This window comes from Modestobacter lacusdianchii (assembly GCF_054177765.1).
In genome coordinates, this window is record NZ_JBJJTJ010000005.1 from 189,832 (window position 1) to 207,807 (window position 17,976).

At 75.3% G+C, this 17,976-nt stretch carries 14 protein-coding genes; 3 read left to right on the forward strand and 11 right to left on the reverse strand.

Features of this window, described 5'->3' with window-relative positions; translation table 11 throughout:
- The first annotated feature begins 33 nt into the window (after positions 1-33).
- Entirely contained in the window at positions 34-1,074 is a 1,041-nt protein-coding gene (locus ACJTNH_RS05610) for a ParB/RepB/Spo0J family partition protein (RefSeq protein WP_458173436.1), read from the forward strand.
- Between the two features lie 45 nt (positions 1,075-1,119).
- Here ACJTNH_RS05610 and ACJTNH_RS05615 read toward each other — a convergent pair whose 3' ends face one another.
- The 9 genes from ACJTNH_RS05615 to ACJTNH_RS05655 all read right to left on the reverse strand — a co-directional run bounded on the left by ACJTNH_RS05615 (position 1,120) and on the right by ACJTNH_RS05655 (position 13,230).
- Complete coding sequence (locus tag ACJTNH_RS05615; RefSeq protein ID WP_458173438.1) at positions 1,120-2,124, reverse strand: D-alanine--D-alanine ligase family protein; 1,005 nt, start codon at positions 2,122-2,124, stop codon at positions 1,120-1,122.
- A complete protein-coding gene (locus tag ACJTNH_RS05620) occupies positions 2,121-3,425 on the reverse strand; it encodes an aminotransferase-like domain-containing protein (RefSeq protein WP_458173440.1) in 1,305 nt (434 codons plus the stop codon). The genes ACJTNH_RS05615 and ACJTNH_RS05620 overlap by 4 nt, the downstream gene beginning before the upstream one ends.
- A 184-nt stretch (positions 3,426-3,609) precedes the next feature.
- On the reverse strand, positions 3,610-4,737 hold the full coding sequence (locus ACJTNH_RS05625) for an N-acetylmuramoyl-L-alanine amidase (RefSeq protein WP_458173442.1): 1,128 nt from the start codon (positions 4,735-4,737) through the stop codon (positions 3,610-3,612).
- A 245-nt stretch (positions 4,738-4,982) separates the two neighbouring features.
- A complete protein-coding gene (trxA, locus tag ACJTNH_RS05630) occupies positions 4,983-5,312 on the reverse strand; it encodes a thioredoxin (protein ID WP_222195707.1) in 330 nt (109 codons plus the stop codon).
- A gap of 70 nt (positions 5,313-5,382) precedes the next feature.
- Complete coding sequence (gene trxB, locus ACJTNH_RS05635; protein WP_458173444.1) at positions 5,383-6,399, reverse strand: thioredoxin-disulfide reductase; 1,017 nt, start codon at positions 6,397-6,399, stop codon at positions 5,383-5,385.
- Between the two features lie 67 nt (positions 6,400-6,466).
- Positions 6,467-8,089, reverse strand: coding sequence for a lipopolysaccharide kinase InaA family protein (locus ACJTNH_RS05640; RefSeq protein WP_458173446.1), 1,623 nt, complete (start codon positions 8,087-8,089; stop codon positions 6,467-6,469).
- Positions 8,090-8,159: 70 nt separating this feature from the next.
- A complete protein-coding gene (gene murJ, locus ACJTNH_RS05645; RefSeq protein ID WP_458173448.1) occupies positions 8,160-10,292 on the reverse strand; it encodes a murein biosynthesis integral membrane protein MurJ in 2,133 nt (710 codons plus the stop codon).
- On the reverse strand, positions 10,289-12,667 hold the full coding sequence (locus tag ACJTNH_RS05650; RefSeq protein WP_458173450.1) for a DUF6049 family protein: 2,379 nt from the start codon (positions 12,665-12,667) through the stop codon (positions 10,289-10,291). Before ACJTNH_RS05650 ends, murJ begins: the two co-directional genes overlap by 4 nt.
- Positions 12,668-12,753: 86 nt before the next feature.
- A complete protein-coding gene (locus tag ACJTNH_RS05655; protein WP_458173452.1) occupies positions 12,754-13,230 on the reverse strand; it encodes an NUDIX hydrolase in 477 nt (158 codons plus the stop codon).
- Between the two features lie 93 nt (positions 13,231-13,323).
- Between ACJTNH_RS05655 and ACJTNH_RS05660 the strand changes: the two genes are divergently transcribed.
- Positions 13,324-14,775: a CCA tRNA nucleotidyltransferase gene (locus ACJTNH_RS05660; protein ID WP_458173454.1), complete on the forward strand. Its 1,452-nt coding sequence runs from the start codon at positions 13,324-13,326 to the stop codon at positions 14,773-14,775.
- Positions 14,776-14,791: 16 nt separating this feature from the next.
- On the opposite strand, the gene ACJTNH_RS05665 is transcribed toward ACJTNH_RS05660, so the two are convergent.
- Entirely contained in the window at positions 14,792-16,141 is a 1,350-nt protein-coding gene (locus tag ACJTNH_RS05665) for an MFS transporter (protein WP_458173456.1), read from the reverse strand.
- Between the two features lie 224 nt (positions 16,142-16,365).
- Here ACJTNH_RS05665 and ACJTNH_RS05670 point away from each other — a divergent pair, with 224 nt between their 5' ends.
- Positions 16,366-16,941: a YqgE/AlgH family protein gene (locus tag ACJTNH_RS05670; protein WP_458173458.1), complete on the forward strand. Its 576-nt coding sequence runs from the start codon at positions 16,366-16,368 to the stop codon at positions 16,939-16,941.
- 105 nt (positions 16,942-17,046) lie between these two features.
- Here ACJTNH_RS05670 and ACJTNH_RS05675 read toward each other — a convergent pair whose 3' ends face one another.
- Positions 17,047-17,841 (reverse strand): hypothetical protein, encoded by a 795-nt coding sequence (locus ACJTNH_RS05675; RefSeq protein ID WP_458173460.1) that lies wholly within the window; start codon positions 17,839-17,841, stop codon positions 17,047-17,049.
- Positions 17,842-17,976: the final 135 nt, after the last annotated feature.

The following is a 17,976-nucleotide window of genomic DNA, read 5'->3' on the forward strand; positions in this document are numbered from 1 at the left end:
ACCGCGGACCCCGGGCACCAGCGAGGAGGACTCGTGAGCAAGCGCGGCGGTCTCGGCCGGGGCCTGGCGGCCCTCATCCCCACCAGCGCCCCGGCGCCGACGGCCACCCCGGCAGCCCGTGCGGCGGAGGCGGCTGAGGCCGCCGAGGCGGCGTCCGCGGTGGAGCAGGCCGGCAGCACGCCGCCGGCGGCACCGGAGCGGACCGCGTCGGTGCACGAGCTGCCGGCGCGGGCACTGGACGAGGTGGCCGGCGTGCCCGGCGCCCAGCTGCGCGAGGTGCCGGTCGGGGACGTCGTCCCCAACCCCAAGCAGCCCCGGCAGGTCTTCGACGACGAGGCCCTGGAGGAGCTCACCCACTCGGTGCGGGAGTTCGGGCTGCTCCAGCCGATCGTCGTCCGGGAGGCCGGCGACGGCCGGTACGAGCTGATCATGGGCGAGCGCCGGCTGCGTGCCTCCCGGGCTGCCGGCCTGGAGACCGTGCCGGCGATCGTCCGGGACACCACCGACGACGCCATGCTCCGGGACGCCCTGCTGGAGAACATCCACCGCGTCCAGCTGAACCCGCTCGAGGAGGCAGCCGCCTACCAGCAGCTGCTGGAGGAGTTCGGGGCCACCCACGAGGAGCTGGCCAGCAAGATCGGGCGCAGCCGTTCCCAGGTCACCAACACCATCCGGCTGATGAAGCTGCCGGTGAAGGTGCAGACCCGGGTCGCCGCGGGCGTCATCTCCGCCGGGCACGCCCGCGCACTGCTCGGTCTGCCGGAGGCCGAGGCGCAGGACGCGCTGGCCACCCGGATCGTCGCCGAGGGCATGTCGGTGCGCGCCACCGAGGAGGCGGTCGCGATGGCCGTCGCCGACACCCCCGCGGCCGCCCGCAGGTCGGCCCGCAAGATCACCGCCCCCGGCGTCGAGGACCTGGCCGGGCGACTGTCCGACGTCTTCGAGACGAAGGTCAAGGTGCAGATCGGCCGGGCCAAGGGCCGGATCGTGGTCGAGTTCGGCTCGGTCGACGACCTGCAGCGCATCGTCGGCATGATGGCCCCCGACATCACCGGCCGCAGCCCCCAGGAGTGAGTCGCCCCCACGTTGCGTCACAGACGCAACGTGGGGTGGCTCCCGTCAGGGCCGGATCGGACCCTCGGTGGCCGCGCGGGCGAGCAGTCGGCTCAGCACGTCACCGAGCCGCAGCCCCGCCGCCTCGACCGCCATCGGGAACATCGACGTCTCGGTCAGGCCCGGGGAGACGTTCACCTCGAGGAAGTGCACCTCCCCGTCGGGGGTGACGATGGCGTCGGTGCGGGACAGCCCGGCCAGCCCGAGCGCACCGTGCACCCGCAGGGCGACCTCCGCCGCCCGGGCGGCGACCTCGTCGCTGACCCGGGCCGGTGCGTGGTACTCGGTCAGGCCCGGCGTGTACCGCGACGTGTAGTCGAAGACACCCGACTCCGGCGCGATCTCCACGGCAGGCAGCGCCTCCGGCCCCTCCCCCAGGTCGATCACCGAGAGGGCGAGCTCCACGCCGTCGACGTAGCGCTCCACCATGACGGTGTCGCCGTAGGCGAAGCAGCTGACCATCGCCGCCGGCAGGTCCTCGACGCGGCTGACCTTCTGCACCCCCAGCGACGAGCCGCCCGAGGCCGGCTTGACCATCAACGGCAGGCCGAGCCGGGCCACGATCAGGTCGAGCACCGCGCCGGCACCCAGCTCGCGGAACGTGCTGTGCGGCAGCGCCACCCAGTCCGGGGTGGCCAACCCAGCACCACGCACGACCGACTTGGCGGCCGGCTTGTCCCAGGCCAGGCGGCAGGCCGCGGCGGGCGAGCCGACGTACGGGACGCCGGCCAGGTCGAGCACCGCGCGCAGTGCGCCGTCCTCGCCGGTCGCCCCGTGCAGCGCGATGAAGACGGCATCGGCCGGCGACGCGGCCAGGCCGGGGAGCAGCCCGGTGTCGGCGTCGTGCAGCTCGGCGTCCACACCCGCCCGGGTCAGCGCCTCCACGACCTGGCCCCCGGAGTTGATGCTGACCTCCCGCTCGAAGGTCAGCCCGCCGGCGAGCACCAGCGCGCGCAGCGGCGTCCGTGCCGCCTCGGGGGCCTCCGCCGGTGCGGCAGCCTGGTCGGTCATGGCTGACGGTCCTCGCTCTGGTCGGTGTTCGCCGGCCCGATGACCGGCGGAGGGCTCTCGGGCTCGGTGACCGGCCGGGTGGCGGCCGGGCTCACCGCCCGGAACGTGCCGGTGTCGACCGCGTCGAACGTGGAGTGCAGGTCGAGCTCGGCCTCGATCACCCGGGCGAGGCGGCGCACGCCCTCCCGGATCTGGTGCGGTTCGGGGTAGCAGTAGGACAGCCGCATGTGCTGCTGCCCCTGACCGTCGGCGTAGAAGCCGATGCCGGGCACGTAGGCGACGTGGGCGGCCACCGCGCGCGGCTGCATCAGCTTGGCGTCCAGCCCGTCGGGCAGCTTGAGCCACACGTAGAAGCCGCCGTCCGGCCTGGTCCAGGTGGTGCCCGGAGGCATCAGCGCCGCCAGCGACTCCAGGGTCGCGTCGCGGCGTTCCCGGTACAGCTCGGTGAAGACCTTGATCTGCTCCCGCCACGGCTGGGTGTCCAGGTACCGGGCCACGGCGTACTGGGTGAGCGACGGGGGACAGAGCACCTGCGCCTCGGTGGCCAGCACCAGCTTCTCCCGGACGGCGAGCGGCGCGAGCACCCAGCCCACCCGCAGGCCCGGGGAGAAGGTCTTGGAGAACGAACCGAGGTAGATGACCCGGTCGGCGTTGCGGGCCCGCAGCGCGCGCATCGGCTCCTGGTCGAAGCCGAGCAGGCCGTAGGGGTTGTCCTCGATCACCAGCAGGTCGTACTGCTCGGCGAGGGCGACGACGGCCTGCCGTCGCGGCTCGGTCAGCGTCACACCGGCCGGGTTGTGGAAGTTGGGCACGGTGTAGAGGAACTTGACCCGCTCGCCGCGGGCCCGGCACTCCAGCAGCGCCTGCTCCAGCGCCTCGGGGATCAGGCCGTCGTCGTCCATCGCGACGTGCCGCACCTGGGCCTGGGCCGCCTGGAAGACACCGAGGGCCCCCACGTAGGACGGCGCCTCGGCCAGGATCACGTCACCGGGGTCGACGAACACCCGGGTCACGAGGTCGAGGGCCTGCTGCGAGCCGACGGTGACGACCACCTCGGTGGGCGAGGCGTCGGTGATGCCCTCCAGGGCCATGACGTCGCAGATCCGCTCGCGCAGTCGCGGGTCGCCTTGCCCCGAGCCGTACTGCAGCGTCTGGGCGCCCATCCCGGAGACCAGCTCACCGATCATCGAGCCGACCGCATCGAGCGGGAGGGCGGTGACCGCGGGCATGCCGCCGGCGAGGGAGACCACCTCGGGGCGGCTGACCACGGAGAACAGCGCCCGGATCTCCGAGCTCTTCATCCCGTGGGTGCGTGCTGCGTACCGGTCTGCCAGAGGGTCCAGCCGCGGGTGCCGCGGGGAGACGTGCGGGGACGCACCGCTGGGATGCGCCCCGGCCTGACCGGTTCCGACCGAGGGGTCGGGCACAGGAGGGGTCACCTGTCGCAGTGTAAGCCGCTGCCCCGCCGGGTGAGACCGGCGTCCGTCACCTCCGGGCGGGCAGCAGGAACGTGCCGGTCGGTGGGTCGGCCTCGGCGGGGAGGAACAACCGCTGGACGGCGGCGACGACGGCCTGGGCGATGGTGCTGCGCAGGCGGGCGTCCAGGAGGAGCAGGCGGTCGACCGGGTGGGAGAGGTAGCCGCAGTCGACCCGGACGGCGGGCATCCGGGTCATCCGCAGGATGTCCCAGGTCTTGGGGTGCGAGCCGCAGTCGAGCATGCCGGTGCGGGCGATGACCTCGCGGCGGACCAGGTTGGCGAACTGCTCGCCCACGGTGGAGCTGGCCCCCGAGCCGGTGCCGTAGTAGTAGCTGGCCACGCCCCGGGCGTGCGCGGAACCGTGCGCCTCCATGTGCAGGGAGAGGAACAGGTCGGCGCGGGCCTGGTTGGCGAAGGCGGTGCGGTCCCCGGCCGTCGGGTCGCCGGTGCGGCCCCGGGTGAGGTAGACGGTGGCGCCGGCTGCGGCCAGCCGGCCCTCGATCCGGGACGCCAGGTCGAAGACCAGGTCGGACTCGGTGGTCTCCCCGGCGGTGTAGCCGGTGTCCTCGCCGCCGTGCCCGGGGTCGATCACGATGACCCGGCCGATCAGGTGCGAGCCGGACTCGACCATCGAGGCGCTCTGCCGCAGCAGCTGGGGACGGCCTCCGGTCACCCGCCGGCCCAGCTGCTTGAGGGCCCGCAGGGTGGCCGGTCCGCAGGTGCCGTCAGGGGTCAGGCCGTAGTCGCGCTGGAACCCCCGCAGGCCCGTCTCGGTCCCCTGTCCCAGGATGCCGTCGGCGGGGCCGGCGTCGTAGCCCAGCTCCAGCAGCAGCTCCTGCAGCCGGCGCACGTCGTCGCCGCGGGCCGGGTGCTCGGGGTCGAAGCGCAGCAGCCGGTCACCCAGCGACCAGCGGGCCTCGTTGAGCGCGCGGTAGGTCTCGTCACCGACGCGGCCGTCGACCGACAGCCCGCGCACCTGCTGGAAGTGCCGGACGGCGAGCTCGGTGTCGGTGTCGTAGTCGGCCGCCGGACCCGCCGGCTGGGCAGGGTCACCGGCGAGCAGACCGAGGGAACGGAGCACCGACTGCACCTCGGCCACGGCGGGGCCGGTGCTGCCGAGTCGCAGGACGTCCATGTGCAGGTCGTCGCTCCTGTTCCGGTCTCGGTGGCCGGGGTGGTCCGGCGGGGGTGGGGTCGATTGTGGCTGGTGCGCCCGGTGACCCTGTGCACCGGGGCGGTGGCACGGCCCCCGGGGGGCGTCGTCCCGGCGGGCTCAGGTGGCCCGGGTACGACGAGGCCCGCCGGTCGGGGGGCCGGCGGGCCTCGTGTGTCGTGCTGCGCGGACCGGTGTCCGCGGGTGGCCGGCGGTGCCGGCGCGGATCAGATGTAGTCGGAGAGGTCCGACAGGATGGCGCCCTTGGGCTTGGCGCCGATGATGCTCTTGACCGGCTTGCCGCCCTGGAAGACCGTCATCGTGGGGATCGACATGACCTGGTAGTCGCGGGCGATCTGCGGGTTCTCGTCGATGTTGAGCTTGGCGATCGTGAGCTTGTCGGCGTGCTCGGCCGCGATCTCCTCGAGCACCGGCGCGACCATCTTGCACGGCCCGCACCACTCGGCCCAGAAGTCGACCAGCACGGGCTTGTCGCTGCCCAGGACGTCGCTGGCGAAGCTGGCGTCGGTCACGGTCACGGTGTTCTTGCCTGCCATGGTGCTGCTCCCTGTGGTTGCTCGGAGGTGCTGGTGGGTCCAACGGGCGGGTGCGCCGGTCTATGCCCGCTCAGCGCTCGTCGAAGGTCTCGGCCAGCCAGCGCTCGGCGTCGATCGCGGCGGACGCGCCCGTGCCGGCCGAGGTGATCGCCTGCCGGTAGATGTGGTCGACGACGTCACCGCAGGCGAACACGCCCTCGATGTTGGTGCGGGTGGTCGGGTGGTCGACCACCACGTACCCCTCGTCGTCCAGCTTCAACTGCCCGACGAACAGCTCGGTGCGCGGGTCGTGGCCGATCGCCACGAACAGGCCGCTGACCGGCAGCTGCTCGGTGGCCCCGGTGCTGACGTCGGTCAGCTCGACGGCACTGACGGTGTCCTCGCCGTGCACGTCGGTGACCTGCTTGCCCAGGGCCCAGCGGATCTTCTCGTTGTCCTGGGCGCGCTTCTGCATGATCTTCGACGCGCGCAGCTCGGGACGCCGGTGCACCACGGTCACCGACTTGGCGAAGCGGGTGAGGAACGTGGCCTCCTCCATCGCCGAGTCACCACCGCCGACGACCACGATGTCCTGGTCGCGGAAGAAGAAGCCGTCGCAGGTGGCGCACGCGGAGACCCCGCGGCCGAGCAGCCGCTGCTCGTTGTCCAGCCCGAGGTACCGGTACTTCGACCCGGTGGCCACGATGACCGCGTGGGCGCGGTGCACCTCGTCGCCGACCTTGACCACCTTCGGGTCGACGGTCAGGTCGACCTCGGTGACGTCGCGGGCGACCAGCTCGGCGCCGAAGCGCTCGGCCTGGGTGCGCATGTCGTCCATGAGCTGGGGGCCCTGGACGCCCTCGGGGAAACCGGGGAAGTTCTCCACCTCGGTGGTGGTCATCAGCGCGCCACCGAACTGGGAGCCCTCGAACACCAGGGGGTGCAGGTTCGCGCGGGCGGCGTACGTGGCAGCGGTGTACCCGGCAGGACCGGACCCGATGATGATCAGGTCACGGACCCCGTCGTGCTCCGCCGGGGGGATGGCGGGCGGGCCGTCGGTCGAGACCGCGGGTCCGGGGGTCGGCTGGTTCGTCGTCACGGGGCGCACAACGGACAGGGTAGGTGCGCCATTCCCCGGCTGCCCCGACGGCACCGCACGGGTCGGCGGTCGTACCTCAGCCGGCGGTGGTGACCGTGACCTCGGCGAGGTCGGCGGCGAACCCGTCGTCGACCGACACCAGGCCGGTGACCCAGACCAGCACGTACCGGCTGGTCACCGGCGCGTCGAAGGCGAGGTCGTCGCTGCCGCCCAGCTCGCCGGTGGCGGCGACGGTGAAGGCGTCCAGGTCGTCGTCGGCCGTGCCGCCGGTGCGCACCTCGACCGTCGCGCCGGGGAGGGTGGTCTGCACCGAGACACCGCCCAGCGACTGCTCGCTGCCCAGGTCGTACAGCACGCCGACACCGGGCTTGAGGTTGCCGAAGTCGGCCGAGCCCCGGTAGGTCAGCGTCGACCAGCTGGTGGTCGGGTCACCGTCGAAGCTGAGCGGGACGTCGTCGTCGTTCTCGGGCTCGCCGTCACCGAAGGGGTCGAACACGGTGGCCGCGGAGATCGCCACGGGGCTCCCGGCGACCGGTGCCTCGGCCCCGCCGCCGGCCGGGGCGCTGATCGAGGGCACCGAGCCGGTGGGCTCCCCGTCGACGTTGCCGGCCACGGAGAGCACGTTCGTGCCGAACCACCAGCCGATGGCGATGACCATCACCAGGGCCAGGAGGGGCAGGCCGACGACGGCCAGCCGGCGCCGGGCGGTCGGCTCCGGCCGCGACGGGGGCCGCTCCCGGTCGTCCAGCCCCGTGAAGGTCTCACCGAGGTCCAGGTCGTCCTCGTCGTCGGCCGGGCGGGCGTGCCGGGCGGCCAGCGGGCGGGCGAGCGACGCCCCGGGGACGGGGGGCAGGGTCGACCGGTCGAGCCGGACGGGGTGCTCACCGTCGCCGCCGGAGCGGGCGTCCTCGGCGTCGGCCAGGTCACGGCGGTCGCGCAGCCGGCGCATCCAGCCGCTGTCGATGCCGGCGTCCGGGCCGGTGGCCTCCTGGGGGCCGGTGGTGGCGCGGGGGCGATCGGCGAGCAGCGAGACCATCGTGCCGACGCTGGACAGCCCGGTCGCCGGGTCGTCGGAGCGGGCGCGCCGCACCAGCGCGGCCAGGTCGGGAGAGCTGATGTGCACCGGACCGGCGCCGGGGAGGTCGGACCGGCGGCCGGTGAGGCAGAGCTCGAGCAGCGCGCCGAGGGCCGTGATGTCGCCCTTCTCGGTGCCGCTGGCCGCCGGGACGGCGAGCAGCCCGACCAGGCCGCCGGGGCGCAGCACCACGTGCTCCGGGGTCAGGCCGCCGACGGCGAGACCGACCCGGTGGGCCTCGGCGACCCCCTCGGCCAGCCGGCGGACGACGGCCCTGGTCTCCCGCTCGGGCAGCGGCCCCTCGGTGGCCAGCCAGTCGGAGAGCCGGGTGCCCTCGATCCACTCGTTGACCACGTAGGCGGCACCGCCGGACTCGCTGCCCTCCGCGGCGTCGTACACCATCGCCAGCGCGGGGGTGGCCAGCCCGCCGGCGGTCAGCGCGCGGTTGATCCACTCCCGGGCGGCCGGGCCGCCGGGGGTGTGCACCCGCAGCAGCACGTCGCGGTTGAGCACCCGGTCGCGGGCGCGCCAGGACCGGATGACGCCGGTGGCGGTCTGCTCGTCAGGGGCCACCTGGTCGAGCGGGCGGTACCGGTCGGGCAGGCCAGTGGTCGTCGACGTCACGGACGCTGCCGACCCCCTGCTCGTTCACGGCCGGGGACGGCGCCCCCGGGTCGGGCAACGGACCGGCCGGTCACCGTGACCGCCCCAGCCGAGACCGGACGCCGGCCACTGCGTCCCGGAGCTCCGGGACGCCGACCACCACGGCACCCGCGACGACCGCGCTGCCCACCACCACGGTACCGAGGACGACGGTCGCGAGCGAGCCCGCCGTGGACTCACCCAGGTGACGGCCGGCCAGCGAGACGACCGCCCAGCCCAGCGCCCCGGCGACGGCGGAGACGCCGGCCATGTGCAGCACCGTGGTGGACGCCTCGGCGCTGACCCGGACGCCCAGCTTGCGCCGCAGCGCGATGCTGCCGACCACCCAGCCGGCGACGTAGGTGACGCTGGTGGCCACCATCAGCCCGGCGACCACGTGCTCGGGGCTGACCAGCACGGGCACCAGCAGCAGCAGCGGCACCCGGACGGCGACCATCGCCACCTGGATGAGCGTGGGGGTGCGGGCGTCCTTCATCGCGTAGAAGACCCGCAGCTGCAGCAGGGTCACCGCCATCGGGAGCAGCCCGAACGCGCCGAAGGCGAGGGCGACGCCCACCCCGCGGGCGTCGGAGACGTCGGCGTTCCCCCGGGCGAAGGCGAGGACGCCGACGGCCGGGCCGAGCACCATCAGCAGCGCGGTGACCGGCAGCAGGCCGGTGGCCGACAGCCGGGTGCCCAGGGAGAGGTCGGCGACCACGCCGGCGGTGTCGTGCCGCGCGGCGGCCCGGCTCATCCGGGGCAGCAGGGCGGTGAGCAGGGCGACGCCGATGATCCCGTACGGCATCTGGAACAGCAGGCTGGCGTTGCTGAAGGCGAACGGCCCGAGGCCGCCGGCGTCGGCGGCGGCGTTGGCCACGACGCTGGCCACCACGACCCCGATCTGGCTGACCAGCACGTAGCCGATCACCCAGAGCCCGAGCGTGCCGGCCTCGCCCAGCCCGGTGCCGCGCAGCCCCCAGCTGGGCCGCAGCGGCACGCCGTTGCGCCCCAGCAGCGGCAGCAGCACGAGTGCCTGCACCGCGATGCCCAGGGTGGTGCCGATGCCCAGCAGCCAGACCTGACCGGCGGTGATGGTGAGCGGGGTGAGGTCGCCGGGCCCGGAGGCGAGGAGGAACACCGCGCCGGTGGCGATGACCACCACGTTGTTCAGCACCGGCGCCCAGGCCGGTGGGCCGAACACCTGCCGGGAGTTGAGCACCGCGGTGGCGAGCGCGCCGATCCCGTAGAAGACGATCTCGACCAGCAGGATCCGGGCCAGCCAGTTCGCCAGCTCCACCTGTCCCGGGTCCTCCCGGATGCCCATCAGCCAGGTGAGCGCCGGCGCCGCGAGCACGGCGAGGACGGTGAGCGCGGCCAGGCCGACGGTGGCCAGGGTGAGCAGCCGCTGGGTGTACCGCACACCGCCGTCGGTGTCCCTTTCCTGGGCGCTGACCAGCAGGGGGACGACGACGGAGGTCAGCACCCCACCGAGCAGCAGCTCGTAGACGATGTTGGGCAGCGTGTTCGCCACCGTGTAGGCGTTGCCGACCAGCCCGAAGCCGAGCGCGGCGGTGAGCACCACGGTGCGCAGGAAGCCGGTGAGCCGGGAGACCAGGCTGGCCACGGCCATGGTGCCGGCGGCCCGCAGCACGCTCCGGCTGCCCCGGGAGGCACCGCCGTCGGTGCCGGCCTCCTCGGGCTCGTCCGGCTCCTCCTCCAGGTAGCGGGGCAGCGCGGGGACGACCGGGATCAGCTGGGTGTCGTCCGGCCCGGGGACGAAGCGGCGCGGCCGCGCCGGCGGGGGCACCGGAGGCAGCGGGGCACGCCGCCGGGCGGCGTCGGCCGGCGGCGGGGACGCCGGCGCAGCAGGTGTGGGGACGGCGGGCGTCGGTGGGCCCGCGGGCAGCGGTGGGACGGCGGGCTGCCCGGCAGCGGGCCGGGCGCCGGGGTAGCCGGGTGGTGGCGGCAGCGGGCGGGGCGCCGGCCGGGCGGGGGGTGCGGCCTCCCGGGCGGGGGTGGCCGGACGCGGCGGCGGCGCGACGGGGCCGGCGCCGGTCGAGGGCGCACCCCGGTACGGCGGCGGGGGCAGCGGCGCGGCCGGCCGCGGGCGCTGCGGGCGGGGCTCGTCGCGGCCGTCGTCGGCGCGCTGCTGGTCCGGCGGGCCGGGTCGGCGGCCGCCGGTCACACCGGGCTCCGGGTCGGCGGCTGGGAGCCGACGCCGTGCGCCGCGGCGTCGTCGTCGGTCTCCCCGCGGCGCCGCTTGAGCAGGAACAGGACGCCGCGGCGCAGGAACAGCAGCCCGAGGAGGCCGGCCGCGCCGATGGTGAGCCCCAGGGTGATCGGCCCGTAGACGGTGCTCTTGACCTGCATCTGCACCGGCTCGCCCAGCGGGACGCCACCGGGGGTGGTCAGCAGGGCGGTGACGGCGAAGCCGCCGGACTGCCGCACCTGGGTGGGCACCTCCAGCGGGGTACGGGACAGCGGCGGCAGGGTCTGCACGCCGATGTCCTCGGTGTCCAGCCCGACCGCGCCCCGGGTGCGCAGCTCCAGCCGGACCTGGACGGCGAAGGGCAGGTCGTTCTGCACGGTGAGGATCAGCGGGGCGGTGCTCGAGGCCAGGCTGTAGGTGCCCTCCACGGGGGCGAGCAGGGTGACCTGCTCGCGCAGGTCGCCCATGGTCTGGCGCAGCTGGGCGACCGCGTCGGCGAACCCGTCGGTGTCGCTGCGCCACTGCCCCGACGCGGCCCGGGCGAGCGCGGCGTCGTAGCCGGCCAGCACCGTGCCGGGGTCGTCGACCGCGGCGGCGAAGTCGTCGCGTACCCGGGCGCTCTCGGCGATCGCGGCCATCCCCTCGGCCGCGAGGAAGGTCTCGGCACCGGGCACCAGCGCAGCGGTCGGGGCGGGCGGCCCCTGGTCCAGCGCCGCCACCGGCACCGGGGCGAGCCAGGGTTGGGTCACGGTGTCGGTGATCATCGCCGTGACGCTGTCCACGTCGGGGTCGACCAGCCGGGGCGGGACGACGAGGACGGTCTGCGTCGTGCCGGGCGCGCGTTCGGCCAGCTGCGTGTTCAGCGCACCCAGTTCGGCGAGGTAGCGCCGCTCGGCCAGCCGCCCGACACCGGAGTCCGGCGTGGCACCGGCGACGGCGTCGGCCAGCCGCCCGTCGACCAGCAGCGTGGTCACGTCCCCGCCGGCGGTGGTCAGGGTGCCGCGGACGTCGGCCGGGTCGCCCTCGGCACCCACCGCCCGGTCGCCCTCGGTGAGCGCCTGCTCGGCCAGCACGACCGTGCGGGCGCCGCCGGCCTGCAGCAGGTCCAGCGTGTCCGCGCGGACGGTGCCGCCGACCGGCCAGGCCAGGTCGGTGCGCGGCTCCACCCGGAGCACCTCGCGGACCACCTCGGCACCCGCTCCGGTCGGGGCGGTCTCCTGGGCGTCCGGGGTCGGGGTGCCGGTGACCTCCCCCGGCGGGGTGGTCGGGGACGCCGCGGCCGTGCCGTCGTCGTCCAGGGGCTGGCGGGCGGTGCCCTCGGCGGTGCCCGGCAGGGTGCGGGTCAGCACGGCCGGCAGCCCGGCCGCGACGAGTGCGTCGCCGTCGACGTCGGCGTAGGGCAGCACCGCGACGTCGTGGTCGTCGGCGACGGCCCGCAGCCGGTCGAGCAGCTCGGCGGCGTCGGCGGTGCCGGTGCCCTGCTCACCGCCGGCGGTGTACGGGCCGTCGGCCATCACCTCCAGCTCCTCCAGCAGGGCCGGGTCGACCGCCAGCGTCACCGGCACGGCCGGCCGGCTCTCACCCGGCTGGGCCCCCGGTGCCTGCGGGATCCGCTCGAGCACCTCCACGGCCCGGTCCAGCCGGCCGCCGTCGGCGACCTCGGCGGCCAGCTCGTCGTCGGTGAACGCGCCGGTGGCGTCCCGGTGGGGCTCGTCGGTCAGCGGCCACACCCAGGCCACCGACGTCCGGGTGCCCGGGCCGGTGGGAGTGGTCGGTGCAGCGGGGTCGGCGGGGTCGGTGGGCACGGCCGGGTCGGCTGGCGTGGGCGACTGGGCCACCAGGTGGGTCCAGAGCTCACCGGCGCGCTCGACGCCGCCGCCGGACCGGACGCCGTTGACGTTGACCAGCAGCGGGTAGACGCCGTCCGCGCCGATCTGCAGCTGCTCGGCGGTGGTCGTGTAGGTGAACTCCCGCGAGGCGCCGGGCGCCAGTCCACCGGGCACCGGGACGAAGGCGGCGGCGGCCGCGGTGGCCTCGCCGGGGTCGTCGACGTCGGCGGCGAGGCCGGCCCGGGTGGAGATCCGCTCCCCGCGCTGCAGGCGCACCTCGAGGTCGGTCCAGGTGTCGGTGCTGTCGTTCACCAGGGTCCCGGTGAGCTCGATCAGCGCGCCGGGGGTGACCGTCCGTGGGTCGAGCCGGCTCACCGTCACCCGCAGCGGGTGCGCGCTCAGGGCGTCGGTGGCGCCGGCGTCGGTGTCGGAGGGCGCTGCCCCGACGGCCGGTGGGGCGACGAGACCGGCGCCCAGCGTCAGCGCCGCCCCCAGCGTCAGCGCCGCGGCCCGCGCCGCCACCCGGCCGGAGCGGGTGTCGCGAGGCGACTGGAGGGCAGCGGGGAGGGTCCGGGGGCGACCGTCGGCGCGGCCGGCGGCCCGCCGTGTCACGCGCTGTCGGCCAGCAGGCCCGGCGCGCGCTCCACCAGCGCGCGCTCGTCGGCGTAGGCCAGCCGCCCGCCGAGTTCGGTCAGCGGCACCCAGGCGACCTCGGTGACCTCGATGTCGGCGTCGGAGAGCGCGCCGCCGACGGCCCGCAGCAGGAAGTGGTGCACCGTCTTGTGCACCCGCCGCCCGTCGGCGACGAACCAGAAGTCGATGATGCCGAGCGGTGCGACGACCTCACCGATGATGCCGGTCTCCTCGGCGACCTCGCGGACGGCGGTGTCCTCCGGGGTCTCGCCCTGCTCGATGTGCCCCTTGGGCAGCGACCAGAGCAGCCGGCCGCGGCGGTCGGTGCGGCCGATCAGGGCCGCGCGGGGGCCGGTGACGTCGTCGTCGGCCACCACCAGGCCTCCGGCCGATGTCTCGTCGACGCGGCGCAGGCGGCGGCCGGGGCGCTGTCGCCCGCCCGTCCCAGCCATGCCAGGAGGGTAGCGCGCGGGACGGCACTACCCTCGATCGTCGTGTCGACAGAGCCCTCGCGTCGCGCCGCCTCCGGCCCGACCCCACCGCCCGTGCCCGTCCCCCCGGCGGTGCAGCAGACGGTGCGCGAGCTCGTCGACGTCTCCCCCGTGCTGGTGGCCCTGGGCGAGCGGTTCACCGCCGCCGGCCACGAGGTGCACCTGGTGGGTGGCTCGGTGCGCGACGCGCTGCTGGCCGCGGGCACCGGGCAGCCGCTGCCGACCGGTGACCTCGACCTGACCACCGACGCCCGGCCGGAGCAGACCCTCGAGGTGCTGCGCGGCTGGGCCAGTTCCACGTGGAACACCGGCATCGCCTTCGGCACGGTGGGCGCCGAGGTGCGCGGTGAACGGGTGGAGATCACCACGTTCCGCGCCGACCGCTACGACCGGGAGTCGCGCAACCCCGAGGTGGCCTGGGGTGACTCGCTGGTCGAGGACCTCGCCCGCCGCGACTTCACCGTCAACGCGATGGCCGTCTCCCTCGGCCCCGACCGCACCGTGACCGACCCGTTCGGCGGCCTGGGCGACCTGCTAGCCCGCCGGCTGCGCACCCCGGGCCGGGCCGTGGACTCCTTCGCCGACGACCCGCTGCGGATGCTGCGCGCGGTGCGCTTCGTCGCCCAGCTCCAGCTCGTCCCCGACCCCGAGGTCGTCCAGGCGATGACCGAGCTGGCCCCCGAGCTCGCGCGGATCACCGCCGAGCGGGTCCAGCACGAGTTCTCCCGCACCCTGCTCAGCGACTCCCCCAGCGAGGCGCTGGACCTCTTCGTCTCCACCGGTCTGGCCGACGTCGTGCTCCCCGAGCTCGCCGCGCTGCGGATGGAGATCGACGAGCACCACCAGCACAAGGACGTCTACGTCCACTCGCTCACCGTGCTGGACCAGGCGATCGCGCTGGAGCAGGCCGACCCGGCGTCGCCGTCGCCGGACCTGGTGCTCCGGCTGGCCGCGCTGCTGCACGACATCGGGAAGCCGGCCACCCGCCGCCACGAGGACCGCGGCCGGGTCTCCTTCCACCACCACGAGGTGGTCGGGGCGAAGCTGGTGCGCAAGCGGCTGACCGCGCTGAAGTACCCGAAGGAGATCGTCGAGGCGGTCTCCCGGCTGACCTTCCTGCACCTGCGCTTCCACGGCTACGGCCGCGGGGAGTGGACCGACTCCGCCGTCCGCCGGTACGTGACCGACGCCGGCGACCTGCTCCCCCGGCTGCACAAGCTGGTCCGCTCGGACTGCACGACGCGGAACCGGAAGCGGGCCGCGGCGCTGTCGGCGACCTACGACTCGCTCGAGGAGCGCATCCAGGCGTTGGCGGAGCAGGAGGACCTCTCCCGGATCCGGCCCGACCTGGACGGCAACCGGATCATGGAGCTGCTGGAGATCCCTCCGGGCCGCGAGGTCGGCGAGGCCTGGCGGTTCCTCAAGGACCTGCGGCTGGAGCGCGGCCCGCTGGAGCCCGAGGAGGCCGAGGCCGAGCTGCTGGCCTGGTGGCGCTCCCGCAGCTGAGGCGTACCGCCAGGGGTCAGGCGTGCTGGCCGGTCTCGTGCCGGAGGCCGGGCAGCGCCCGCAGCGCCAGCGGGGTGTCCCGCGCCCGGCGGGCCTGCCCCCGGGCCCAGCGGGCGAAGAGCAGGGCGGTGAGCAGGTAGCCGACCCCGATGACCACCAGCAGCGGCCAGCTCACCCCCGAGGCGGGCAGCGCGAACGCCCCGGCCAGCAGGGCGAGCACGAAGGTCACGTTGAAGAGCGCGTCGTAGACCGAGAACACCCGGCCGCGGAAGTCGTCGTCCACCGCCTCCTGCAGCGTCGTGTCCACGCAGATCTTGATGCCCTGGGCGACGAACCCGAGGGTCAGGACGGCGGCCACGACCGCCGGGGGCTCGAACAGCCCGCCGAGCACCAGCTGGCCGGCCCCGCCGAGCAGCAGCATGGCCACCACCCAGGCGGCCTTGCCCCACCGGCGGACCGCCCACGGGGTCACCGTGGCGGCCAGCAGGGTGCCGGCCGCGCCGGCGGCGAGCACCTCGCCCAGCCCGGCCAGGCCGCCCCGGAACAGCCCGGTGGAGTCGGTGAAGGTGTTCCGGTAGAGCAGCAGGGTCATCAGCGTGAGCAGGCCGTAGCACACCCGGTGCACGGCCATCACCGACAGGACGGCGCCGGCCGGCGGGTGGGCCAGCACGTGCCGCGTGCCGGCGAGCATGCCGTGCAGCACGTCCCGGGCGCTGACGGTCGCCGCCACGGTCAGGTGGTCCGGCCCCAGGTACGGGCGGGCGAACCCGGCGACCACCGCCGAGGCGATGAGGTAGGGCAGCGCGGAGGCCAGGGCCAGCGCGGCGTAGGCCCCGCTGCCGGACCCGAGGACGGCGGAGGACCCGATCGCCACGCCACCGCCGAGCACCGCGGCCACCGCCCCGGCCGTGGTGGAGAGCGCGTTGGCCGAGACCAGGGACGGTGCGTCGGTGGTGTGCGGCAGTGCCGCGGACAGCGCGGAGAGCACGAACCTGTTGACCGAGAAGACCAGCAGGCCGGCGACGTAGAACAGCACGCCCTGCACGCCGGCGAGGGTGAGCGCGGCGACGCCGACCACCAGCAGTGCGCGGACCACGTTGGCCACCAGCAGCACCTGGCGCCGGCTCCAGCGGTCCAGCCACACACCGGCGAACGGCCCGACCAGCGAGTAGGGCAGCAGCAGGACGGCGAACCCGGCGGCGACGTCGATCGGGTCGGCCGCCTGCTGGGGGTTGAACAGCACCGTGCCGGCCAGCGCGGCCTGGAAGACGCCGTCGCCGAACTGCGAGGAGAGCCGGGTCAGCAGCAGCCGGCGGAAGTCGCCGCGCCGCAGCAGGTGCCGCACGGTGGTGGGCGACTGGTGCATCCCAGCCACCCTACGTCGCCGTACGGGAGCCGCCAGGTCACGCCGCGAGCAGGAGCGCGGGCCGCACGGTCAGGAGCGGGGTCGCCGAGCCACCACCCTGCCGCACACCTGATGCACACTGGGACGCGATGAACCCGGTGCCCTCGTCACCCGAGCCCGAGCGTCGTCCCGCTGCCGGACAGGCCGCCGGGCGCCGCCGGCCGAACGCCGTACCCGCCCTCTCGGTGGGCTGTCTGGACGACGTCCGGCCCGGCTCGCTGCTGGTGGCCATGCCCGCGCTGACCGACCCCACGTTCGCCGGGGCCGTGGTCTACGTGCTCGACCACTCCGACACCGGCACGATCGGTGTGGTGCTGGGCCGGCCCAGCGAGGTGCGGATCGGCGACGTTCTGCCCGGCTGGTCGGAGCTGGCGGTCGAGCCCGGCGTCTTCCACGTCGGTGGGCCGTGCGAGACCGACACGGCGCTGTGCCTGGCCACCCGCACGGGCACCTCGCCGCTGCCGGCCGGGAGCGGCCTGCGGGAGGTGACCGGTGCGGTGCACCTGGTCGACCTGGACAGCGACCCGGACGAGCTGGACGGTGAGATCGGCGGCCTGCGCGTCTTCGCCGGGTACGCCGGCTGGTCCGCAGGTCAGCTGGCCACCGAGCTGGCCGAGGGCGCGTGGGCGTGCGTGGACGGCGTCCCCTCCGACGTGCTGACCGACGCGACGGGGCCGGACCTGTGGCGGTCGGTGCTGCGGCGCCAGTCGGGTCGGCTGGGCGTGCTGTCGACGGCGCCGGCGGACCCCTCGGCCAACTGACGCCGTCCCGGCGTGTCGACTCCCGGTCGGCGCTCCGGACTGGTAGGAAGAGCCCACAGGAGGGGGCGACCTGGGGAAGAGGCCGCCCCCTCCTGTGCTGTCCGGCTACAGGCCCAGCGCCGCGGCGACCTCCGGGTGCTCGGTCAGCGAGACGGTGTCCTCGTCGGCCGGCAGGGTGATCTCCCGCTCGCCGTGGTCGGCCAGGGTGATGGTCACGTCGAAGTCCTGCAGCCGGGTCAGGTACTGGACCAGCAGCTTGCTGTCCGCGGCGACCGCGATCCGCGCGCCGGTCCCGCTCTGGAACACCGAGCTCAGCTTCCCGTTGACCGACCGGCTGCCGACCCAGGTGTAGTCGGCGAAGGACCGCGGGTCGTCGGCGGAGCGTGCGGACAGCCGGGGCACCATCTGCACCAGCACGTCCAGCAGCGACGCCGTCCCGGAGGCGTCGGTCGCGGCGATCGGCCGGCGGACGTAGGTGGCCGGGGGCAGGCCGGCGGCGGTCAGCGCCGCGTCGAGACCGGGGACGCCGCCCTGCCAGAGGTCGTCCGCGGTGAAGAAGAGGGTGCGGGCGTCCTCGGGGCGGCCGTCGCCGTAGCTGGTGACCGCCTGCGCCCGCCCGATGCCGCGGGCGAAGTCGACCTCGCCGGTCAGGGTGAGCAGGGCGCCCTCGGCGAACGGTGCGGTGACCTCGAAGTCGGCCCCGCCCTGCTGGCGGTTGGCGTACAGCACCTGGCTGAGCACCTCGGCCTCCTGGGAGGTGACCTCGGCCCCGGGCTCGCGCTGCTCGGCGTCGTCGCTGCCGCACCCGCCGAGCAGGGCCAGGAGGCCGACCACCACCCCGACGACCGCGACCCGCAGCGGGGACGGGAACGGGCGGGTGCCACGGCGGCGGGAGCGCATGCGGTCAGGGTATGAGCAACGCCAGAGGGGGGGGGGGGGGGGGGGGGGGGGGGGGGGGGGGGGGGGGGGGGGGGGGGGGGGGGGGGGGGGGGGGGGGGGGGGGGGGGGGGGGGGGGGGGGGCGGGGGGGGGGGGG